The 21,359-nt window shown below is 59.7% G+C and carries 19 protein-coding genes; 11 read left to right on the top strand and 8 right to left on the bottom strand.

Annotated elements, in window-relative coordinates:
- The first annotated feature begins 59 nt into the window (after window positions 1-59).
- The 3 genes from der (at window position 60) to AOA60_RS18065 (ending at window position 3,592) form a co-directional block, all read left to right on the top strand.
- On the top strand, window positions 60-1,529 hold the full coding sequence (der, locus tag AOA60_RS18075; protein ID WP_099585609.1) for a ribosome biogenesis GTPase Der: 1,470 nt from the start codon (window positions 60-62) through the stop codon (window positions 1,527-1,529).
- 135 nt (window positions 1,530-1,664) lie between these two features.
- Complete coding sequence (locus tag AOA60_RS18070; protein WP_099585608.1) at window positions 1,665-2,813, top strand: pyridoxal phosphate-dependent aminotransferase; 1,149 nt, start codon at window positions 1,665-1,667, stop codon at window positions 2,811-2,813.
- Entirely contained in the window at window positions 2,801-3,592 is a 792-nt protein-coding gene (locus AOA60_RS18065; protein ID WP_099585607.1) for an amidohydrolase, read from the top strand. Before AOA60_RS18070 ends, AOA60_RS18065 begins: the two co-directional genes overlap by 13 nt.
- A 133-nt stretch (window positions 3,593-3,725) precedes the next feature.
- Here the strand turns inward: AOA60_RS18065 and leuA are convergent, their stop codons facing one another.
- From leuA to AOA60_RS18040, 4 genes are all read right to left on the bottom strand, one after another.
- Complete coding sequence (leuA, locus tag AOA60_RS18060; RefSeq protein WP_099585606.1) at window positions 3,726-5,405, bottom strand: 2-isopropylmalate synthase; 1,680 nt, start codon at window positions 5,403-5,405, stop codon at window positions 3,726-3,728.
- 324 nt (window positions 5,406-5,729) lie between these two features.
- Window positions 5,730-6,551 carry a M23 family metallopeptidase gene (locus tag AOA60_RS18050; protein ID WP_099585605.1) on the bottom strand — a complete coding sequence of 274 codons (822 nt, stop codon included), beginning with the start codon at window positions 6,549-6,551 and terminating at the stop codon, window positions 5,730-5,732.
- A gap of 3 nt (window positions 6,552-6,554) precedes the next feature.
- Window positions 6,555-7,934 (bottom strand): exodeoxyribonuclease VII large subunit, encoded by a 1,380-nt coding sequence (xseA, locus tag AOA60_RS18045; protein ID WP_099585604.1) that lies wholly within the window; start codon window positions 7,932-7,934, stop codon window positions 6,555-6,557.
- A gap of 10 nt (window positions 7,935-7,944) precedes the next feature.
- Window positions 7,945-8,835, bottom strand: coding sequence for a LysR family transcriptional regulator (locus AOA60_RS18040; RefSeq protein WP_099585603.1), 891 nt, complete (start codon window positions 8,833-8,835; stop codon window positions 7,945-7,947).
- A gap of 99 nt (window positions 8,836-8,934) precedes the next feature.
- Between AOA60_RS18040 and AOA60_RS18035 the strand changes: the two genes are divergently transcribed.
- From AOA60_RS18035 to guaA, 4 genes are all read left to right on the top strand, one after another.
- Window positions 8,935-9,702 (top strand): sulfite exporter TauE/SafE family protein, encoded by a 768-nt coding sequence (locus AOA60_RS18035; protein WP_099585602.1) that lies wholly within the window; start codon window positions 8,935-8,937, stop codon window positions 9,700-9,702.
- 143 nt (window positions 9,703-9,845) lie between these two features.
- Window positions 9,846-10,394 carry a sugar ABC transporter ATPase gene (locus AOA60_RS18030; protein ID WP_099585601.1) on the top strand — a complete coding sequence of 183 codons (549 nt, stop codon included), beginning with the start codon at window positions 9,846-9,848 and terminating at the stop codon, window positions 10,392-10,394.
- Between the two features lie 104 nt (window positions 10,395-10,498).
- On the top strand, window positions 10,499-11,968 hold the full coding sequence (guaB, locus tag AOA60_RS18025) for an IMP dehydrogenase (RefSeq protein ID WP_003209646.1): 1,470 nt from the start codon (window positions 10,499-10,501) through the stop codon (window positions 11,966-11,968).
- Window positions 11,969-12,050: 82 nt separating this feature from the next.
- On the top strand, window positions 12,051-13,628 hold the full coding sequence (guaA, locus tag AOA60_RS18020; RefSeq protein WP_099585600.1) for a glutamine-hydrolyzing GMP synthase: 1,578 nt from the start codon (window positions 12,051-12,053) through the stop codon (window positions 13,626-13,628).
- Window positions 13,629-13,727: 99 nt separating this feature from the next.
- Here guaA and AOA60_RS18015 read toward each other — a convergent pair whose 3' ends face one another.
- From AOA60_RS18015 to AOA60_RS33975, 3 genes are all read right to left on the bottom strand, one after another.
- Window positions 13,728-16,034 (bottom strand): autotransporter domain-containing protein, encoded by a 2,307-nt coding sequence (locus AOA60_RS18015; protein ID WP_099585599.1) that lies wholly within the window; start codon window positions 16,032-16,034, stop codon window positions 13,728-13,730.
- Window positions 16,035-16,444: 410 nt separating this feature from the next.
- Window positions 16,445-17,284, bottom strand: a complete 840-nt coding sequence (locus AOA60_RS18010) for an alpha/beta hydrolase (RefSeq protein ID WP_099585598.1) — start codon at window positions 17,282-17,284, stop codon at window positions 16,445-16,447.
- A 285-nt stretch (window positions 17,285-17,569) separates the two neighbouring features.
- Window positions 17,570-17,794, bottom strand: coding sequence for a hypothetical protein (locus tag AOA60_RS33975; RefSeq protein ID WP_250926434.1), 225 nt, complete (start codon window positions 17,792-17,794; stop codon window positions 17,570-17,572).
- A 124-nt stretch (window positions 17,795-17,918) separates the two neighbouring features.
- Between AOA60_RS33975 and AOA60_RS33970 the strand changes: the two genes are divergently transcribed.
- The 3 genes from AOA60_RS33970 to AOA60_RS33960 all read left to right on the top strand — a co-directional run bounded on the left by AOA60_RS33970 (window position 17,919) and on the right by AOA60_RS33960 (window position 18,903).
- A complete protein-coding gene (locus AOA60_RS33970) occupies window positions 17,919-18,041 on the top strand; it encodes a hypothetical protein (RefSeq protein WP_256592850.1) in 123 nt (40 codons plus the stop codon).
- A 231-nt stretch (window positions 18,042-18,272) separates the two neighbouring features.
- Window positions 18,273-18,677 (top strand): hypothetical protein, encoded by a 405-nt coding sequence (locus AOA60_RS33965; protein ID WP_256592849.1) that lies wholly within the window; start codon window positions 18,273-18,275, stop codon window positions 18,675-18,677.
- 4 nt (window positions 18,678-18,681) lie between these two features.
- Complete coding sequence (locus AOA60_RS33960; RefSeq protein ID WP_256592848.1) at window positions 18,682-18,903, top strand: hypothetical protein; 222 nt, start codon at window positions 18,682-18,684, stop codon at window positions 18,901-18,903.
- A 17-nt stretch (window positions 18,904-18,920) separates the two neighbouring features.
- Here the strand turns inward: AOA60_RS33960 and treR are convergent, their stop codons facing one another.
- A complete protein-coding gene (gene treR / locus AOA60_RS17995; RefSeq protein WP_099585597.1) occupies window positions 18,921-19,625 on the bottom strand; it encodes a trehalose operon repressor in 705 nt (234 codons plus the stop codon).
- A gap of 226 nt (window positions 19,626-19,851) precedes the next feature.
- Between treR and treP the strand changes: the two genes are divergently transcribed.
- The gene (gene treP, locus AOA60_RS17990; RefSeq protein ID WP_099585596.1) at window positions 19,852-21,294 is read left to right on the top strand and encodes a PTS system trehalose-specific EIIBC component; all 1,443 of its coding nucleotides are present in this window, start codon (window positions 19,852-19,854) and stop codon (window positions 21,292-21,294) included.
- Window positions 21,295-21,359: the final 65 nt, after the last annotated feature.

Raw genomic sequence — 21,359 nt, 5'->3', positions numbered from 1 at the left:
ACCAGCCGCTGCCCTGCAGCGGCTTTTGTATTTTCTGAAATAACGAAGTGGAGAGCCGCATGGTTCCCGTAATCGCCCTGGTGGGCCGACCTAACGTCGGCAAGTCCACCTTGTTCAACCGCCTGACCAGGACTCGCGACGCCATTGTCGGCGACTTGTCCGGTCTGACCCGTGATCGCCAATACGGTGAGGCAAAGTGGCAAGGGCGCTCCTACATTATTGTCGACACCGGTGGTATCTCCGGTGATGAGCATGGCATGGACGAAAAAATGGCCGAGCAGTCGCTGCTGGCCATTGAAGAAGCCGATGTCGTGTTGTTCCTGGTAGACGCCCGCGCGGGCTACACCGCCGCCGACCAGATGATTGGCGAGCACCTGCGCAAGCGCAACAAGCGTTCCTACCTGGTCGCGAACAAGATCGATAACATCGATCCTGAGGCGGCCCGTGCCGAATTCAGCCCGATGGGCCTGGGTGATGCGATCCCGGTCGCCGGCGCCCACGGTCGCGGCATCACCCAGATGCTGGAAAACGCCCTCAGCACCTTTCCCAAGGATGACGCTGAGGAAGAGGAAGGTGAAGAAGAGATCGTTGCCGAAGGTGAGGAAGCCAAGCGCATTCCTGGCCCGAGTGAAAAAGACGGTATCAAGATCGCCATCATCGGTCGTCCTAACGTCGGCAAGTCGACCCTGGTCAACCGCATGCTCGGTGAAGACCGTGTAATCGTCTACGACGAACCCGGTACCACCCGCGACAGTATCTACATCCCGTTCGAGCGTAACGACGAGAAGTACACGCTGATCGACACCGCCGGTGTGCGCAAGCGCGGCAAGATCCACGAGGAAGTTGAAAAGTTCTCCGTGGTCAAAACCCTGCAAGCGATCAAAGACGCCAACGTGGTGATCTTCGTGATGGACGCCCGCGAAGGCGTGGTGGATCACGACCTCAACTTGCTGGGCTTTGCCCTGGAAGCCGGTCGTGCCCTGGTCATCGCGATCAACAAGTGGGACGGCATGACGCCGAGCGAGCGCGATTTCGTGAAGATTGAGCTGCAACGTCGGCTGTTCTTCGTTGAGTTCGCCGATATCCACTTTATCTCGGCACTGCACGGCACCGGCGTGGGCAACCTCTACGCGTCCGTACAGAACTCGTTCAAATCCGCGGTCACCCGCTGGCCGACCAACCGCCTCACCCAGATCCTGGAAGACGCGGTGGGCGAGCATGCGCCGCCGATGGTCAACAACCGCCGAATCAAGCTGCGTTACGCCCACTTGGGTGGTGCCAACCCGCCGATTATCGTGATCCACGGTAACCAGATCGAGAAGGTGCCCAAGTCCTACGTGCGTTACCTGGAAAACACCTACCGCCGTGTCTTGAAACTGGTCGGTACGCCGATCCGTATCGAGTTCAAAGGTGGCGAGAACCCATACGAAGGCAACAAGAACACACTGACGGACCGTCAGGTGAACAAGAAGCGTCGTTTGATGACTCACCACAAGAAGGCCGACAAGAAGCGCCGCGATAAGAAATAAGCGCCGCTTTGCGTTGTAAGCTACACGCTGCGAGAGAGGGCTCCTTTGGAGCCCTTTTTTGTGGCCGGCGGTTTGTCGCTTGACCTGCTTGCGACTTGCAGCTTAAAACTTGCAGCTCACCTGCAGGGGCCTCCGATGATCACCAGCAAGCTGCCGAACGTCGGCACAACCATCTTTACCACCATGTCGCAACTCGCAGCCGAAACCGGCGCGCTCAACCTGTCCCAGGGCTTTCCCGATTTCAATGGCCCCCAGGCGTTACTCGATGCGGTGGGCAAGCACGTTGCCAGCGGGCACAACCAATATTCCCCGATGACCGGCCTGCCAGCCCTGCGCCAACAAGTCGCGGCCAAGATCGCCCGCAATTACGGCGCCGCAGTTAACCCTGACAGCGAAGTAACCATCACCCCTGGCGCAACGGCAGCGATCTTCTGCGCGATCCAAGCGGTGATTCGCAGCGGCGATGAAGTCATCGTGTTCGATCCCTGCTACGACAGCTACGAGCCCTCGGTCGAGCTGGCCGGTGGTCGCTGCGTGCATGTGCAACTGAGCCTGCAAGGCTTTGCGCTGGACTTCGAGAAGATCAAGGCCGCGTTGTCTCCGCGTACGCGCATGATCATCCTCAACACTCCACACAACCCCACCGGTGCCCTGATCAGCCGCGCCGAGCTGGACCAGTTGGCCGAATTAATCCGCGACCGCGATATCTACCTGGTCAGCGACGAGGTCTACGAGCATCTGGTCTTCGACGGCGTACCCCACGTCAGTGTGCTGGCCCACGAAGAGCTGTATCAACGTGCGTTCGTGGTCAGCTCTTTTGGCAAGACCTACCACGTGACGGGCTGGAAAACCGGCTACGTCGTCGCGCCACCGGCCCTGACGGCCGAGCTGCGCAAGGTGCACCAGTACGTCAACTTTTGCGGCGTGACGCCATTGCAGTTCGCGCTGTCTGACTTCATGGCCGACCACCCGGAGCACGTCGACGAATTGCCTGCGTTCTATCAGGCCAAGCGCGACCTGTTCTGTGACCTGCTGGCACCGTCACGTTTCAGTTTCAGCCGGGTGACCGGCACGTACTTCCAACTGGTGGATTACTCACAGATTCGCCCGGACCTGGATGACGTCGCCATGTCCCTGTGGATGACCCGCGAACACGGCGTCGCGACCATCCCGGTCTCGGTGTTCTACCAGAACCCACCCCAAGGCCAGCGCCTAGTGCGCCTGTGCTTTGCCAAACGCGAGGAGACGCTGCGCCAAGCAGCTGAAAAACTATGCGTGATCTGAGTGCGCTGCCCAACCTGACGCTCGCCCTGGTCCAAACCACCCTCGCATGGCACGACCGTCAGGCCAACCTCGAACACTTCGACCTGCTGCTGGAGCAGGCCAGGGGCGCCGACCTGATCGTACTGCCGGAAATGTTCACCACCGGTTTCTCCATGGCGTCGGCCACCCTTGCTGAACCGGAAAACGGTCCTACCCTTCGATGGCTCCAAGCCCAGGCGGCCAAATACAACGCCGTGATCACCGGCAGTGTGATCATCCAGGCCGCCGACGGTAGCCACCGCAACCGCCTGTTGTGGGCACGACCGGATGGCGAGGTGCTGCATTACGACAAGCGCCACCTGTTTCGTATGGCCGGCGAGCACGATCACTACACCCCCGGCGAACGGCAGGTGCAGTTTGAATTGAAGGGCTGGCGTATTCGGCCGCTGATTTGCTACGACCTGCGTTTTCCGGTGTGGAGCCGCGATGCCCAGGACACGGACCTGCTGTTGTACACCGCGAACTGGCCGGGAGCGCGGCGTCAGCACTGGAACCGTTTATTGCCGGCGCGTGCCATTGAAAACCTGTGCTACGTGGCGGCAGTCAATCGGGTGGGTACGGATGGCAAAGGTTTCGCTTACACCGGGGACAGCCAGGTGCTGGATTTCCAGGGTGAGACCCTGCTTAGCGCAGGGGAGGCCGATGGTGTGTTTCAGGTGTGCCTGGAGGCAGCCGAGCTGGCGACCTATCGCAGCAAATTTCCGGCGAACCTGGATGCCGATAGTTTTCAGTTTGTCTGACCACAGGGAAACGCATTCCAAATGTGGGAGGGGGCTTGCCCCCGATGAGGACCTCACAGACACCGCAAATATAAATCCCAACAAAAAGGCCCCTGAGTTCTCACCCAGGGGCCTTTCGCATTTCGGCGGTCAGTTACGCCGCTTTCGCTTCCAACTGGCTCAGCGAGCGATTCAGCGCGCTGAACACCGCCTTGAAGCTGGCGGTAGTGATGTTTTCATCAATGCCCACGCCATGCACCGGACGCTCGCCATTCACACGCAATTCAATGTAGGCGGCAGCCTTGGCGTTGGTACCCGCGCCGATCGCGTGCTCGTTGTAGTCCATGATCTCCACCTTGATCGGCAGGGCGGCGACCAGGGCTTCCAGGGTGCCATAGCCCTTACCGTGCCAGCGCAGGTTGGTTTCGCCCTGGCCTTTGCCCGAGACTTCCACTTCCACCGAGCTGTTGCCGTTTTCTTCCTGCAGGCGATGGCTGACCAGCGCGTACGGAGTGTTGGCCTGCAAGTATTCGCGTTGCAGCAAGGCGTAGATCTGCGGAGCGGTCATCTCCAGGCCCACGCGGTCGGTTTCGGCCTGTACCACCTGGCTGAACTCGATCTGCATGCGGCGCGGCAGGCTGATGTCGTATTCCTGCTCCAGCAGGTAGGCGATGCCGCCTTTGCCCGACTGGCTGTTCACACGGATCACCGCCTCGTAGCTGCGGCCAATGTCGGCCGGGTCGATCGGCAAGTACGGTACTTCCCACAGCGCGTCGTCTTTTTGCTGGGTGAAGCCCTTGCGGATCGCGTCCTGGTGGGAGCCAGAGAACGCTGTGTGAACCAGGTCGCCTACGTACGGGTGACGTGGGTGCACCTGGATCTGGTTGCATTCTTCGACGACCTTGCGCACGCCGTCGATGTCGGAGAAGTCCAGCTGCGGGTCGAGGCCCTGGGTGTACATGTTCAAGGCCACGGTGACCAGGTCGACGTTACCGGTACGCTCGCCGTTGCCGAACAGGCAGCCTTCGACACGGTCGGCGCCGGCCATCAGGCCCAGCTCGGTAGCGGCCACGCCGGTGCCACGGTCGTTGTGGGTGTGCAGGCTGATGATCACGCTGTCACGGCGGTTGATATGGCGACCGAACCACTCGATCTGGTCGGCATAGATGTTCGGCGTGGCGCATTCCACGGTGGCCGGCAGGTTGAGGATCATCTTGTGTTCAGGCGTCGGGTTCCACACCTCGATCACGGCGTCACAGACTTCTTTGGCGAATTCCAGCTCAGTGGCGCTGAAGGTCTCCGGGGAGTATTCGAAGGTCCACTGGGTTTCCGGCTGCTGGGCCGCGTATTTGACGAACAGCTTGGCCGCGTTGACCGCGATGGCCTTGATACCGTCCTTGTCCTGGTTGAACACGATGCGGCGGAAGGACGGCGAGGTGGCGTTGTACAAGTGCACGATGGCTTTCTTGGCGCCGCGCAGGGATTCGAAGGTGCGTGCGATCAAGTCTTCACGGCCCTGGGTCAGCACCTGGATGGTGGTGTCCTCGGGGATGTGGTTGTCTTCGATCAGGGTACGTACGAAGTCAAAGTCGGTTTGCGATGCGGCGGGGAACGACGCTTCGATTTCCTTCACGCCCACGGCGACCAGGGTCTTCCAGAAGCGCAGTTTTTTCACCGCGTCCATCGGCTCGATCAGCGACTGGTTGCCATCACGCAGGTCGGAGCTGCACCAGATCGGCGCTTCGGTGATGGTCTTCGACGGCCAGGTGCGGTCCGGGATATCGATGGTCGGAAACGCGCGGTACTTCGAAGACGGGTCTTTGAGCATGCTCATCGGGAAATCCTTTGTTGTAGGGGCCGAGAAAAGGCGGCCTGCCGTGGAACTGTTTTTGGGGATAAGGCGTAGAGACGAGGCAGATCGATTCAGCCTGGCAGTCGTGCGCTGACGAGGCACAGGCTGCGGTGCTGGCGGAGCTGAATGAGGGTGTGAGAGGTTTTCATAAGCTCAACCCTAACCGCCGGGGTGAAAGATGGCAAGCAGTCGAAAAAAATTGAGAGAAGTTCTGCTATTTGCGTAGGAATCGAGATTTTATGCCTGGGAACTTTGCAAACACTGAATTAAATTGCGCGCGCTTTACCGCGCGCGCAATCGAGTCACTCAGGGCTGGAACGCGCCGATAAAGATCGCCGGGTCCACCCGTGCATCGTTGAGGCTGATGTTCCAGTGCATATGTGGCCCGGTGGCGCGGCCCGTCGCGCCGACCTTGCCTACCACCGTCCCGCGCACCAGTTGCTGGCCGACTTTCACGTCGATCTTCGACATATGACAGAACATGCTGATAAAGCCCTGGCCGTGGTCGACGAACACGGTGTTGCCATTGAAGAAGTAGTTGCCGACCAGGATCACCTTGCCGTTCGCCGGCGTCTTGATCGGCGTACCGGCCGGCACGGCGAAATCCAGGCCCGAATGCGGGTTGCGTTCTTCACCGTTGAAGAAGCGACGCACGCCGAACTTGCTCGACAGCGGCCCGTTCACCGGTTTATCCAGCACCAGGTTGCTCGGCAGGTTGGGGCTGAAACTGCGGTAGGCCCTGAGTTGCACGGCCAGTTCGCCTTCGATGCGCTTGAGTTGGGCCGGGTCGGGGTTGACCTGGCTTTTGTTCTTCAGGGTGATGCGCTGTTCCGGGTATTTCTTGTAACCGACGATAAACGGCAGGCTGCGGCTACCGCTGCTGATGCGTTCGTTGCCCGGCTTGACGCTCAGCGGAATGCCGACAATCGCCAGCCAGTTGTCCTGTTCCTTGACCACCAGCACCGGCTTGCCTTGATAGGTCGCTTTCGGTGCAGCGGCCGAAGGGCCCAGGTCGACCACGGCCACGCCACCTGGCACCGGTTTGTTTAATGTACGGCTGATATAACTATCGGCGTGGGCATTAAAGGCAAGGCACAGCAGCATCAACAAGCTAAAGAGACGAGGCATCAATCAATCCAATAACGAAAGGGTGACGGGTGTCAGGTGGTTGTCTTCCACCCGCACTTGCAGCTGGCCTTCACCGAGACGCGCGGTGAGGCGTTGGCCGGTGTGGGTTTGCGCCGCGTTGCGAATGGCCTGGCCGCGCTCATCCAGCAAGATGCTGTAACCGCGAGCCAAGGTTGCCAGCGGGCTGACCACCTGCAACGTCTGTACCTGGCTTTGCAGTTGCAGGCGACGGGCCTTCAGGCCTTCGCGCATGGCGCGGGGCAGGCGTTCGGCAAGGCTGTCCAGGCGCTGGCGCAATAGGGCCAGTTGACGGCCGGGGTGCTGGCCGGCGAGGCGGGTTTCCAGGCGGATCAGGCGCTCGCGCCGGGTATTGAGGCTGCGTTCGAAGGCGCGGCGCAGGCGCATGTCCAGGTCATCCAGGCGCTGGGCCTGCTGGCGCAGACGTTCGCCCGGATGACGCAAGCGCCGGGCCATGCCTTCGAGGCGCAGGCGATCATGGGTCAGGCGATTGCGCATCAGCATCACCAGGCGCCGATGCAGGTTCTCGACCTGGCGCACCAGATGGCTGGCGTCCGGGGCGAGCAACTCAGCGGCGGCAGACGGCGTAGGGGCGCGCACGTCCGCCACGAAGTCGCTGATGGAGACATCGGTTTCATGGCCGACGGCGCTGACGATGGGCGTGACGCACGCATCCACTGCGCGGGCGACGGCTTCTTCGTTGAAGCACCAGAGGTCTTCCAGGGAGCCGCCGCCACGCGCCAGGATCAGTGCGTCAAAGCCACGGGCGTCGGCGAGTTTCAGCGCCCGCACAATCTGCGCGATCGCTTCACGACCTTGTACGGCGGTGGGGATCAAGGTCAGCTCAATGTTCGGCGCCCGGCGGCGGAACACGCTGATGATGTCGCGGATCACCGCGCCGGTGGGCGAGCTGATAATGCCAATGCGCCGAGGATGGGCCGGCAGCGGCACCTTGCGCTCGGCACTGAACAGGCCTTCGGCGCTGAGCTTTTCCTTCAGCGCATCGAACGCCAGGCGCAGCGCGCCATCACCGGCAGGCTCCACCGTGTCGAGGATCAACTGGTAGTCGCCACGGCCCTCGAACAGCGAGACCTTGCCACGCACCTTCACCGCCAGGCCATCCTTCAGCGCCTGGCGCACCCGTGCGGCATTGTTGCGAAACAACGCGCAACGCACCTGGGCGCCGCTGTCCTTGAGGGTGAAATACACATGGCCGGAGGCCGGGCGGGCGAGGTTGGAGATCTCGCCTTCGACCCAGATATTGGTGAACACGTCTTCCAGCAACACCCGCGCACGGCCGTTGAGTTGGCTGACAGTCAGGACTTCACGGTCCAGGCCCAGACGGGCAAAGGGGTCTTTAATCATGGGCGGCAGTTTATAGGCATTCGTGCAAGGTTTGACAGAACTGCTCCACCAACCGGCTCGGCGCCTGCGGGCAGGCCAGGGCCACGGTGCTCAGGCAATCCGGGTCAGCCAGGGCTAAAAAGTGCACATTGGCGGGGGCGATGTCCTGCATGGATTTTGGTAACAGGGCAATACCGAAGCCGGCCTGGATCAACTGTAGCTGAGTGGTCTTACGTGATATGACCCGCGCAGCCTTGGGGAAAAATCCGGCGCGCATGCAGAGTTCGGCTGACAGATAACTCAGTCCACCACGCTGTGGATGGGGGATCGAGATAAACGCTTCATCCTTGAGCTGCTCCAGGCCGACGGGCTCGTTGCTACTTGCCAGTCGGTGATTCGGCGGCACCGCCAGCAGCAATTGCTCCTTATATAAAGGCTCCACACGTACCCCTTCACGCTGGCGCAGCACCGGCAGCCGTAACAGGCCGACGTCCAGGCGACCGTCGGCGATCTCCTCCAGTTGCGCTTCCGAGGACAGCTTGACGATGTCCATCGAAACGCCGGGGCAGCGCTCCAGCCACGTGCTGATGCCCTGCAATAACACGCCGCTCATCGGCACGGTGCTCGAATGGCTCAGGCGCAGGGTGCCGAGTTGGCCGTTGCCGACCTGGGTCGCGGTTTCGCTGGCCTTGAGCAGCTCGCTCAGCAGGTTGCGGGCCCTTGGGTAGAAGGCTTCACCGGCCGCGGTCAGGCGTGGCTGGCGTGCAGTGCGTTCGAACAACGGCGTTTGCAGCTGGTTTTCCAGCTCCTTGATCTGTCGGCTCAGGGCCGATTGCGCTACGAACAGGCGTTCGGCGGCGGCGCTGAAGCTGCCGCTGTCGGCAATTTCGACGAAGTAGCGCAATTGGCGAGTGGAAATCACACGTTATGCCTTTTCGAGATGGGTGGGGGGCTTTGACGATATTAGTCGCAACCCTCGCTGATGGCTAAAGTGATGGCTATCTCTTTCAAGGAATTCGCCATGAGCCCGGTTGAGCTGATGAGCCAGTGGTCGTTTAGCGGTGTGGAGTGGCTGGTGATCGGCCTGGGCGTGGTAGTGGCCTATATCGTGTTCGGCATTGCCGGCTTTGGTACGGCGTTGGTAGCGGGGCCGATCCTGATTGTGTTTATGCCGCTGTCGAAGATCATCCCGCTGCTGGTGCTGCTGGATTTTGTCGCGGCGTTTGGTGGCCTGCTGCACACGCGACGGGACGTGAACAAGCCGGAGCTGCTGCGATTACTGCCGTGCATGGCGATTGGCTGCACCCTGGGCGTGGTGTTTTTGCTCAACTTGCATTCGGACCTGTTGCTGCTGTTGATGGGGCTGTTTATCAGCGCCTATGCGATTTACAGCCTGGCGGTAAACGCCCGGCCCACGCAACTGGCAGCGGGGTGGTCGATCCCGATGGGCACTGTGGGCGGGCTGTTTGGGGCGTTGTTCGGCAGTGGTGGCTTTTTATATGCCATCTACCTGAACAGCCGCTTGCCCAAGGACGCGGCACGCGCGACCCAAAGCGCGTTGATCAGTTGCAGTACGGTGGTGCGCCTGAGCCTGTTTTTGATCGCCGGGGTGTATGCTGATCTGCCGCTGCTGATGTTGGCACTCTGCCTGTTGCCCGCGATGGCCCTGGGGCTGTGGTGTGGGCGCAGGCTGACGATGCGCATGTCCCGTGAAGCGTTTGTGCGCTTGGTGACGTGGCTGGTGCTGGCCAGCGGCATTGCATTGATTGGGCGGTACTTGAGCACTTGACCTGATTTCTTCAGGGATTAAGCTGCCGTCCTCCCGGGCCTCATCGCGGGCAAGCCCACTCCCACATTTGAAGGTGTTCACAATTCAAAATGTGGGAGGGGGCTTGCCCCCGATGGCGTCAGCAGCCACACCGCAGGCCTTTCATGAATTCCCAAAGCATCCTTGTCCCCAAAATCTCCACTTTGCCCGTCCACGAACCCCGCGCCCGGGCCATCGTGCGCTGGCTGGTGCGCAAGAACATCATCAAGGAAGAACTCACTACCTGTGGCCGCACCGGTAACCGCATGGCCTACGCCCTGGCCGACGGCGCCCGCGCCGTGGTGCTGCACCCCGAGGCGCTGCCGTTCAACGAACCGGTCAATGGCCTGGAGATCATCTACAAGCGCTGCATCTATACGCCGGCCAAGGGCTTTCTCGAAGAAGCCGGTTGCCCGGAGTGCCGCAAGGAAGTCGGCGAGGCGCTGTTCGAAAGCCTGGAGGACTGGATGCCCGGCCATACCGACAACTTCACCTGCCCGCTGTGTGGGCATGAAGATGACATCAACGGGTTTCTGTTCCTGCAGGCGTGCGGGTTTTCCAACCTGGGATTCATCTTCAACAACTGGGCGGAGGCGGGGTTCAAGCAAAGCTTTATCGACGAATTTGCCGATTGGCTGGACCAGAAGATCAGTTGGGTCAAGGTCGAGCTTTAATCCATCTATCAGTATTACCAAGTTTGTCAGAGTTTTACATTGAGCCCGACAGGGTGCATGTATATAATGGCGCGCTTCCATTTTCCCGCTCGGGAGCCCCCGCGATGCTGCGTATCAGCCAAGAAGCTCTGACATTCGACGACATTCTCCTAGTGCCCGGTTATTCCGAGGTGCTTCCTAACGAAGTCAGTCTCAAGACCCGCCTAACCCGTGGCATCGAGCTGAATATTCCCCTGGTTTCCGCTGCGATGGACACCGTTACCGAAGCCCGCCTGGCCATTGCCATGGCGCAGGAAGGCGGTATCGGGATAATCCACAAGAACATGACCATCGAGCAGCAAGCTGCCGAAGTGCGCAAGGTCAAGCGTTACGAAGCCGGTGTGGTGAAAGATCCAATCACCATCGAAGCCGACGCCACCGTGCGTGACCTGTTCGACCTCACTCGTCTGCACAACATCTCCGGTGTTCCCGTGCTGCACGATGGCGACCTGGTCGGCATCGTCACTTCCCGTGACGTGCGTTTCGAAAACCGTCTTGAAGTCACCGTCCGCGAAGTGATGACGCCTAAAGAGCGCCTCGTCACTGTCAAGGAAGGCGCCGACAAGAACGACGTACGCGAACTGCTGCACAAGCACCGCATCGAGCGCGTGCTGATCGTCGACGACAAATTCGCCCTCAAAGGCATGATGACCGTCAACGACATCGAAAAAGCCAAGGCTTACCCGCTGGCCAGCAAGGATGACCAAGGTCGTCTGCGCGTAGGTGCTGCGGTCGGTACCGGTAAAGACACCGGCGATCGCGTTGCCGCCCTGGTTGCTGCCGGTGTGGACGTGGTGGTGGTCGACACCGCCCACGGTCACTCCAAAGGCGTGATCGATCGCGTTCGCTGGGTCAAACAGAATTTCCCTGACGTACAGGTAATCGGCGGCAACATCGCCACCGGCGCAGCGGCCAAGGCCCTGGCCGAAGCCGGCGCGGATGCCGTCAAGGTCGGTATCGGCCCTGGCTCGATCTGCACCACGCGTATCGTCGCCGGTGTGGGCGTGCCGCAAATCAGCGCCATCGCCAACGTCGCCGCTGCCCTTGAAGGCACCGGCGTACCGTTGATCGCCGACGGCGGCATCCGTTTCTCCGGTGACCTGTCCAAGGCCATCGTAGCCGGTGCTTCCTGCGTGATGATGGGCTCGATGTTCGCCGGTACCGAAGAGGCGCCAGGCGAGATCGAACTGTTCCAGGGGCGTTCGTACAAGGCTTACCGTGGCATGGGTTCGCTGGGCGCCATGTCCCAGGCTCAAGGCTCGTCCGACCGTTACTTCCAGGACTCCTCGGCAGGCGCCGAGAAGCTCGTACCGGAAGGTATCGAAGGCCGTGTGCCGTACAAAGGCACACTGAGCGCCATCATCCATCAACTGATGGGCGGCCTGCGTTCCTCGATGGGCTACACCGGCAGCGCCGACATCGAAGAAATGCGCACCAAGCCTGAGTTCGTGCGGATCACCGGTGCCGGTATGGCCGAGTCCCACGTCCACGACGTACAGATCACCAAAGAAGCGCCAAACTACCGCGTAGGTTGATGCTTCCTGCAAATAGTTAAGTAACCGGGGCTGTCTTATTCAGCCCCGAGTTGTTTCTGATTCATTAGACGAGACTGATCTCATGGCCCTCGACATTCACGCCCACCGCATCCTGATCCTCGACTTCGGTTCCCAGTACACCCAACTGATCGCCCGCCGCGTGCGTGAAATCGGCGTGTACTGCGAACTGCATCCGTTCGACATGGACGACGAAGCGATTCGCGAATTCGCACCGAAAGGCGTCATCCTCGCCGGTGGCCCCGAGTCCGTGCATGAAGCCAACAGCCCGCGCTGCCCGCAAGCCGTATTCGACCTGGGCGTGCCCGTCTTCGGTATCTGCTACGGCATGCAGACCATGGCCGAGCAGCTGGGCGGCAAGGTTGAAGGTTCCGAACTGCGTGAATTCGGTTATGCCCGTGTAGACGTGGTCGGCAAGAGCCGCCTGCTGGACGGCATCGAAGACCACGTCGACGCCGACGGCCTGTTCGGCCTCGACGTGTGGATGAGCCACGGTGACAAAGTCACCAAGATGCCGGAAGACTTCCACATCCTGGCCAGCACCCCGAGCTGCCCGATTGCTGGCATGTTCAGCGATGAGCGTCGCTACTACGGCGTGCAGTTCCACCCGGAAGTGACCCACACCAAGCAAGGCGGCCGCATCCTGTCGCGCTTCATCCTCGACATCTGCGAGTGTGAAGCCCTGTGGACCCCGTCGAAAATCGCTGAAGACGCCATCGCCAACGTGCGTGCCCAGGTCGGCACCGACAACGTGCTGCTCGGCCTGTCCGGCGGCGTTGACTCCTCCGTGGTTGCCGCGCTGCTGCACAAAGCCATCGGCGACCAACTGACCTGCGTCTTCGTCGACAACGGCCTGCTGCGCCTGCACGAAGGTGAGCAAGTGATGGCCATGTTCGCCGAGAACATGGGCGTCAAGGTGATCCGCGCCAACGCCGAGGACCAGTTCCTCAACAACCTGGCCGGCGAGTCCGACCCAGAGAAGAAGCGCAAGATCATCGGTCGTACCTTCATCGACGTCTTCGATGCCCAGGCCAAACACCTGTACAACATCAAGTACCTGGCCCAGGGCACCATCTACCCCGATGTGATCGAGTCGGCCGGTGCCAAGAGCGGCAAGGCACACGTGATCAAGTCCCACCACAACGTGGGTGGCCTGCCTGAGGAAATGAACCTCAAGTTGGTAGAACCGCTGCGCGAACTGTTCAAGGATGAAGTCCGCCGCCTGGGCCTGGAACTGGGCCTGCCGTACGACATGGTCTACCGCCACCCATTCCCAGGCCCGGGCCTGGGCGTGCGCATCCTCGGTGAAGTTAAGAAGGAATACGCCGACCTGCTGCGTCGCGCCGACCACATCTTCATCGAAGAACTGCGCAAGGCCGACTGGTACCACAAAGTCAGCCAGGCCTTCGTGGTGTTCCAGCCGGTGAAATCCGTCGGCGTTGTAGGCGATGGCCGTCGTTACGCCTGGGTCGTGGCCCTGCGTGCCGTAGAGACTATCGACTTCATGACGGCGCGCTGGGCGCATCTGCCGTACGAACTGCTTGAGACCGTTTCCGGTCGCATCATCAATGAGATCGAAGGCATCTCGCGCGTTACTTATGACGTGTCGAGCAAGCCGCCGGCGACGATTGAGTGGGAATGATCTTCAACAACCTGTTTTATAGGTAAGAGATCGCTTTACCATCAGCCTCAAACAACAAAACCCGCCTTGGCGGGTTTTGTTGTTTTTGGCGAAGACGTATCAGAAATCGTAACGCACATTCGCAGTAAAGGTGTCCGCGTCGAAACCACTGCTGGTCAGGTAGTTGTACATCCCGCCCACGGTCCACGCGCCCACGCGGTAGTTCGCGCCCAGTCCCAGCTCGTAACTGTCGCGCGCGGGTGTCGCGCCTGTGGTGGTAAACGGTGTACCGCCGAGTACGAAGGTGGAGGTAGTGCTGGCCTTGTCACCGATGAAATCGTGCCAGGCCATCAACTTGGCTTCGGGTTCCAGGCTGCCCGCGCCTACGTCAAAAGCGGCCGCCAGACGGGCGCCCAGGCCCATTTCGCCGGTTTCATAGCGCTGCTTGCCGACGTTGAGGGCCGCCGAGCTGCCTTTTTCACGGTACGAATCAATCGATACGTTGGCATAGCGCGCACCGATCTGTGGTTCCAGCAGCCACTGCTTGTCGAGTTGGAAGGTGTAGCCTGCCAGTGCGTTGACGCCGAAGATCTCACTGTCGTAGTTGGCCTTGGCGCGAGTACCGGCGATGTAGCGTTTGGACTCGTTGTCGTTCCAGCCGTACATCAGCGAGGTGTCGACAAAGAAATTGTCGCGGGCCCAGTTGCCGTACAAGGTCAGTGCATGGCCGCTGACGTCGGTCTTGCTGCCCAGGTCGGATTTGACGTCGCTGGTCAGGTAGCTGTAGGCCAGGCCCACGGTTGTCTCGGTGTTGAGTTTGCCATCGGCACCCACGGCGATGCCGTTGGTGTTGGCGTCGTATCCATCGATACCGTGGCGGCTGTCTTGGTTGGCATCGCTGGACAGCGCTTGCAGCCATACGCCTTGTTCTGCCAGGACATCACCGGATGACAGACCGCTACGCGCTTTACTGGCCCGGCGGTTGATGGCGCCTGCGACCAGGTTCTGGCTGTTGGTCGCGGCGTTGATCGCCCCACGGCTGACGTCCGGGGCCAAGCTTTCGGACAGTTTGGCCAGCTCTTCGCTGGTGGCGGCGTTGGCGAAACGCTGGAACACCGGGTCGCTTTCGTCCATCTGGCCCAGGACCGTGTTTTTGAACGGCTTGATGGCGTTCACCGCGTTGCGCGAACCACGGGCACCCAGCAGGTCTTGCGTGATCACCTCATCACTGCGGGTGGCAACCAGTGCTTTGACGTCCTGACCGTCAATGCCGAAGTTCCTCACCTCAAGCAGTGCCGAGGAGGACACCACGGACAGGTTCTGCGGCTCTTCCCAAGTGCCGGAGTTGATAAGGGTGTAGCGGGTGCCCTGGGCCGGCGTGCGGAAGTCGTCGGAGCGAGCCTGCAGTTCGATTTGGCTGCCTGCAGAGAAGTAGGTATTGCCGGTGACTTTCAGGATCGGCGCGTTGGGCAGTGTGTTGTTGTCCAGCAACAGGCGCAGGCGCGCAGTGGCGCTGTCCAGGTCGAGGTCGCCCTCAATCGTCGTCTGCGGGCGGAGCAGCGTCAGGCGGCCATCGCCGATATCGACGTACCCCGCGCGGATGGTCGAGCCATCGAACATCGCGTCTCCACGCACCAGTACGCCGCTCAAGCCCAGCACGTCACCTTTGACCTGACCACCTTCCCAGTAGAAATACGAAGATGAGGCATTGTCGTCGTCCACTGAAATGGCTGCCGTGCCGCCTTCGATCAGGCCGCCTGTTTGCATGATGGAGAGGCTGTTGGAACCGCCGGATGTGTCGAGACTGCGAAAGCGGATACCGATGCCTTCGGCGGAGATAGTCCCGCTGTTGTTGATATCGCTCTTGGCGGGAGCGCCTGCGATTTGACCGGTAAAGCGGGCATTCTCGATGTCGATACCCATAGAGTCGATGCCGCGCGCGGTGATAGTGCCCGAGTTATTGATGCGCGCTTGGGTCGAGGTAATCAGCATGCCTTCGGCTTGTTCGCCGGTCACAGTGATGTTGCCGTTGTTGTTTATTTCACCCGCGATGGTCGCCAGATATACATCCAGCCCGACGACGGCATTGCCGCTCACCGTAATGTCGCCATTATTTACCAGGTCGCCAGCGACGTTGGAATTGAGGGTCATGGCGATACCGGACGGAAATTCGGTGGGGGTCGCGGCCGTCACATTGATTTTGCCTTGGTTGACCAGGTTGCCCGCCAGGTTCACGTTGGTCAGCATTACACCTGCGTTTTGCGACGTACCGGTGAAGGTGGCGTTATTGAAAACATCGCCGGAGCTGCTGTATGCCCCTGTGCTCAGGTCGTAATTGAAGTCGGGTGCGGGGGCGGCATGTACGGCGGTAGTGGCAGTTGCGACGGACAGGGCCAACAACGAGCGGCGCAGGTGGGAAATGTTCAAGGCAGTATCCTTACAAGGTAGAAAGCTGACAGGGAACTACCTACGCGTCAGCGTCTTTTTTTGGCTTCCCTGCCAGCTTGTCAGTGAAATGCTGATTCAAGCGCGCCGAAATTTACACGATGCTTGTAGGAGAATTCATCATAAAAATGACCAATGACGAAAAAGAAACCAAAAAATGCGAAGCTCCAGCTATTTTTTGAGTCCTTATTGGATTACCCGGCAATAATCGGAACTTAGGGGTGGTGTTGCGGTCGCGCTTGGTGAAGCCGCCCCCATTTAGGGGCTCCGCCGAGTATCAGATAAATCCAAGTCGCTTGGTTTAGGGCCGCTTCAGCCCAGCGCGGGACAAGCCCGCTCACCACAGATATTCGCAAGCCATCAAAAAAAGTTGCGTGGAATACCTCTTTTTTCTAGGAGGGAGGGCATCCCGGTGTTTTTGAACGGACCGGCGCGCCGTTGATTTCAGGAGGCCTATGCGCCAGCGGCGTTTTAACCCACCGGCTCCATGCCGCTTCCCACCCCCTGTCATGGCTTGCTCCGGCTACATGCACGCTTTGGGAGAGGGGCGAGCCCAGCGCCTGTTGGTAGCTGGCAGCTAAGCCAGCTGGAATAATCGGGTCTTCTTCCCCGATCAGATGACGCTGGGGTATTAAGACGAGTCGATCACGATAGTCCAGCGGGTCCAGTGAACCGTCGAGTGGCGACAGCCCTTTCATCGTCGCCCACAGGCGAGGACTGAGATTGCCGGCAAGGGTTTGCACCTGGGTAACATCACTGCGCTGCGCCGCTAACAATAAGGCGAGAGCGGCGCCACCTGAATACCCCACCAGTTCGAATTCGCAATTGCCGTATCGCCGTTTCAATTCGTCCAGCCCCTGGCTGAGGCGGGTTACCACTTCCTGGGAAAATCGTCGATGGGTCCAGAGTGCTGGTTGGCAGGCTGCGGTCATCAGGAACTGGCAGGGGCGTGCCAGGTAGGCATTCGGTGTTGGATCACTGACCGCCAGCCGGGGTACTAACAGATGGTGCGGGCTCGGATCCAGGCTGGGTTGAGTGGCCGTCGCCCACGCATGGCCATCGCCCTCCAGGTAGACACGCAGACGCGTCGTCCTTTCTGCAATGCGTGGCGCAAGTATGAGGAGGGGGAAGGCATGCCCCGGCAGGACCTCCAATTGCCGGCCGTGTTCGTCAGCCAGTTGTTGCAGTGCCTCGCGCGGCGACTGGCAGGCGATTAGAAGCGCGCTGACCATCACTATCGAGGCTTTATAGAAGCCGGTCAGTGTTCGGCAACGGGGAGAGTATCTGCTCGTCATATGCGACCTAGGCAATGGAGGCATCGCCATTGAAGGAAGAAAGAACTGCCATGTTCAATGAGCGCCAAAGGCTGATATCAAAGAAACCCTGATCGAATCAAATCCGTATCGAACGGTGTTACCCCTTGATCAGGCGCAAACACCGCCTGTGCCTGCTGCGGTGAAGCCACGCGTTCTCCCCTTGCGCGAGCATGTAAATCGAACAGGGTCTCCAAATCTGGCCTAGGAGTATGTACCGTTGATAGACGTGACGACATAGCGGATACCTTTCTTGACGAGCACATCAAGGTCAAGGTCGATGAACTCCGAAGCCCCTTTGGGAGCGTCGACGATGTCGCCGCTGTGGTAGCCGCCGTAACCCTTAAGGTTGTAGTAAGCGACCGTTTCTTTGAACGTTCGCGGTGTGCCAGCCAGGGAAATGGGGTGGAGAATGACCTGAATTTGCACATAATCAAATTTGTGTAAGCTTGCGTATTTCTAATTGTTTTTATGCGTTTCTAATCGTTTTTAACGGAAGAAACTGTTGGTAATCGGTTTTGAGCAAGTCATATCCCACTTCAAGGAGATCACTATGTTTGACCTGCCAGCAGACCCCATCGGCGCAATTTGGTTATCCCAGCGTTACGGGGCGTTGGCGCTGGGCAAATTGCCAGTGATGAGCCAAGTGGGGTGGGGCGTCGCGCTACCCAGGTGAGTGAAGGTTTTCGTTTGGAAACCTACTCGGAATCCATGCGACCAGCACCGGAACCCGCCGCACATTTGCAGTTTCATCTGCGCCACGAAATTCCCCATCTGGAGTTCCTGTCTCGCCTGTTCGAGCTTGCCGGCTCAGAAATCGTCCAGTCTTGGGTTAACGCTGAGCCAACAGGCCAGTACGCAAGGCTAGCTGCTTTTCTGTATGAGTGGCACCCGACACTTCTGCCCCATGATCGCCAAGACAGGCGCGGTAGTCGCGGCGGCGAGTCTGGATGTTCCAGCCCTGTTCGGTGAATTGACTGCCGAATTTGGTGAGGACTTGCTGATGCGTGCTGCCGTATGGATGACCTTGCGTGAAAGCAAAGCCACTTTTTCCATTGAGGGTGAGGGTGACCGCCTCGGACGTGTCCATCGTTTTCTGATCAATGAAGTGCTTCGCCGTGATGGCGTCATTCCCGCCCCCGTGATCCTGCCAATATCCGCAGTGATTACCGATGACGCGGGCGAGCGTCGAGCTTATGACCAGGTTTTGGATGAGCTGTCTCAACCCTTGATGCGGGCCGTTCGTGAACAGGCTGTCTTTGAAGCCTCACCTCATTTTTCTGGCCAGGATTATTGGCCGTACGTTGACTGAGCAGATGCGTGAGGAATCCCGCTACCTGCGTAGCCATGGTCGCGCCCGTGCCGCGCTCAAGGACGTTGTCGAGATGCCCGATCAGCAAGCTGATCGAGTATTGCGTTCAATCGAACAGAATCAGGGAGAACTCAGCAATGTGCTGGCCAAGGAAGTGCCGGTCCTGCGCGAGCCCGGTGTCTGGGACGAAATTGTGGAAGCTGTGTCGGCGGCGGTTCAGGAATAATTTCTGCTGAACGAGCCTCACCGCCGCGCAATATCCGAAAAGTAAAACTTATCCAACGTATGCCGCGACTCGGTGTACTCGAACTGCCGCCCATCCTGCAAAAACGTCTGGTTGCTCACCACGATCACATGGCTTTGGCCGTCGAGGTCGAGGTGTGCCTGGTCGTCCTTGCTGCGCGGCAAGGCTTCGATGGTGCGTTGCGCGTAGCTGATCTGCAACTGCAGCGTTTGCTCGATAAATGCGTAGATCGACTGCTCGGCAATCGCTTGGTCCAGACCGGGGATCAGGTCGGCGACAAAGTGGTTGATGTCGAGAATCACCCGTTTGCCGCCAATGCGCCGTACCCGTTTGATCCGCGTGATCAGGCTGCCGGGTTCGGCTTCGATGTGTTGCTGCAGGGGGCCTTCCAGCGGGAACTGGGTGAATTCGACTACGTCGGTGTGTACGTCATCGCCCAGGTCGGCGTGGGTTTCGTGGAAGCTGACGATGCCGCCCAGTTGAAATTCAATCGGGTTGGGGGACAGCACGAACGTGCCCTTGCCGTGGATTTTTTGCGCAAAACCGCGTTCCTGCAACTGCTCGATGGCGCGACGCACGGTGCCACGGCTGGCCTGGTAGCTGTCCATCAATTCGGTTTCGGAAGGAAGGCGCGTACCGCGTTGCAGGCGTTCGGTGGTGATGCTGGCAAGCAGATCCGTGTAGATCTGGTTGTATTTGCTCATGGGGATGGCTCTGTGCCCGACTGTTTGTAAGTGAACTGTGCGTTCAAGGCAGGAACCTTAGTGGCAGCGGTGGGGTTTGTCCATTGACCCTTGGTAAACCCAAAAACGATATTTTCCAAACTCGTACAGACGAGTTGTTGCTTTAACTCGTACAGACGAGTACGTTTGGCATCGGCGTGCTGCCAATGACTGCCCTCAAATAAAAAAATCAAAGTGGAAACCAAGCATGAGCCACGACTATTCGACGATCGCCCGCGAGATTCTTGAGAACCTCGGCGGGCGCGACAACCTTGAGCAAGCCGCCCACTGCGTCACCCGCCTGCGCCTGGCGCTCAAGGATCCCAGCCTGGTCAATAACAGCGCGTTGAACCAGGTCGATCTGGTCAAAGGCTCGTTTTTCACCGGTGGTCTGTTCCAGGTAGTGATCGGCCCCGGTGAGGTGGAAAAAGTCTACGCCGCCCTGCGCGAACAGACCGGCCTCGCCGCCTCGACCATTGCCGACGTGAAGAAAGCCGGCGGCGACAAGACCAACCCCATGCAGCGTCTGGTGCGGGTGTTCTCCGATGTGTTCATGCCGATCCTGCCCGCGCTGATCATTGCCGGCCTGTTGATGGGCATCAACAACCTGATGGGCGCCAAGGGCATGTTCATCGAGGGCCAGACGCTGCTGGAGGCCTATCCGAACCTGGATGGCCTGTGGAGCCTGATCAACCTGATGGCCAACACTTCGTTCGTGTTCCTGCCGGCGCTGGTGGGCTGGTCGGCGGCCAAGCGGTTTGGCGGCAGTGAAATCCTCGGCATCGTGCTCGGCCTGATGCTGGTACACCCGGACCTGCTCAATGCCTGGAACTACGGCAAGGCCGTGGCGGGGCTCGACGGTCAAAGCCTGCCGTACTTCGATATTTTCGGCTGGTTCAAAATTGAAAAGGTCGGCTACCAGGGGCAGATCCTGCCGATCCTGATGGCCGCCTATGTGATGAGCGTGATCGAGAAATGGCTGCGCGCCCGTGTGCCGAATGCCATTCAATTGTTGGTGGTGCCGATCACCACCATCGTCGTCACCGGCGTGCTGGCGCTGGCGATCATCGGCCCGGTGACCCGTCACCTCGGCATCCTGATCACCGAAGGCGTGGTCACCCTGTTTGATCTGGCGCCGATGCTCGGCGGGGCGATTTTCGGGCTGTTGTATGCACCGCTGGTGATCACCGGCATGCACCACATGTTCCTGGCCGTGGACCTGCAACTGATCTCGACCCAGGGCGGCACCTTTATCTGGCCGATGATCGTGATGTCCAACCTGGCCCAGGGCAGCGCTGCGCTTGCGGTGTTCTATATGACCCGCAACGCGCGGGACAAAAGCATGGCCTCGACCTCGGCGATTTCCGCGTACTTCGGCATCACGGAGCCGGCGATGTTCGGGGTGAACCTGCGCTTCAAGTTTCCGTTTTATGCGGCCCTGGTGGGCTCGGCGCTGGGCAGTATTTTCCTGTCGCTGAACAAGGTCCAGGCGTCGGCCATCGGCGTGGGTGGCTTGCCTGGATTTATCTCGATCGTGCCGCAATCCATCGCGATGTTTGTGATCGGGATGGTCATCGCGATGGTCGTGCCGTTTGTTCTGACCTGTGCGTTGAGCATGAAGATTGTTCGGCCTGGTTATCGGGTTGCCTGATCGATTGCTATCGGGGGCAAGCCCCCTCCCACAGATTGGAATGCACTACCAACACCCAACCAACT

Source organism: Pseudomonas sp. 2822-17 (genome assembly GCF_002742485.1).
Classification (GTDB): domain Bacteria; phylum Pseudomonadota; class Gammaproteobacteria; order Pseudomonadales; family Pseudomonadaceae; genus Aquipseudomonas; species Aquipseudomonas cyclaminis.
This window is presented reverse-complemented; position numbering and strand designations above follow the sequence as displayed.

Excerpts from the sequence above, each read along its gene's own strand:
- der (WP_099585609.1), top strand. The coding sequence starts at position 60 with ATGGTTCCCGTAATCGCCCTGGTGGGCCGACCTAACGTCGGCAAGTCC.
- AOA60_RS18070 (WP_099585608.1), top strand. The coding sequence starts at position 1,665 with ATGATCACCAGCAAGCTGCCGAACGTCGGCACAACCATCTTTACCACC.
- AOA60_RS18065 (WP_099585607.1), top strand. The coding sequence starts at position 2,801 with ATGCGTGATCTGAGTGCGCTGCCCAACCTGACGCTCGCCCTGGTCCAA.
- leuA (WP_099585606.1), bottom strand. The coding sequence starts at position 5,405 with ATGAGCATGCTCAAAGACCCGTCTTCGAAGTACCGCGCGTTTCCGACC.
- AOA60_RS18050 (WP_099585605.1), bottom strand. The coding sequence starts at position 6,551 with ATGCCTCGTCTCTTTAGCTTGTTGATGCTGCTGTGCCTTGCCTTTAAT.
- xseA (WP_099585604.1), bottom strand. The coding sequence starts at position 7,934 with ATGATTAAAGACCCCTTTGCCCGTCTGGGCCTGGACCGTGAAGTCCTG.
- AOA60_RS18035 (WP_099585602.1), top strand. The coding sequence starts at position 8,935 with ATGAGCCCGGTTGAGCTGATGAGCCAGTGGTCGTTTAGCGGTGTGGAG.
- AOA60_RS18030 (WP_099585601.1), top strand. The coding sequence starts at position 9,846 with ATGAATTCCCAAAGCATCCTTGTCCCCAAAATCTCCACTTTGCCCGTC.
- guaB (WP_003209646.1), top strand. The coding sequence starts at position 10,499 with ATGCTGCGTATCAGCCAAGAAGCTCTGACATTCGACGACATTCTCCTA.
- guaA (WP_099585600.1), top strand. The coding sequence starts at position 12,051 with ATGGCCCTCGACATTCACGCCCACCGCATCCTGATCCTCGACTTCGGT.
- AOA60_RS18010 (WP_099585598.1), bottom strand. The coding sequence starts at position 17,284 with ATGGTCAGCGCGCTTCTAATCGCCTGCCAGTCGCCGCGCGAGGCACTG.
- AOA60_RS33970 (WP_256592850.1), top strand. The coding sequence starts at position 17,919 with ATGTTTGACCTGCCAGCAGACCCCATCGGCGCAATTTGGTTATCCCAG.
- AOA60_RS33965 (WP_256592849.1), top strand. The coding sequence starts at position 18,273 with ATGATCGCCAAGACAGGCGCGGTAGTCGCGGCGGCGAGTCTGGATGTT.
- AOA60_RS33960 (WP_256592848.1), top strand. The coding sequence starts at position 18,682 with ATGCGTGAGGAATCCCGCTACCTGCGTAGCCATGGTCGCGCCCGTGCC.
- treR (WP_099585597.1), bottom strand. The coding sequence starts at position 19,625 with ATGAGCAAATACAACCAGATCTACACGGATCTGCTTGCCAGCATCACC.
- treP (WP_099585596.1), top strand. The coding sequence starts at position 19,852 with ATGAGCCACGACTATTCGACGATCGCCCGCGAGATTCTTGAGAACCTC.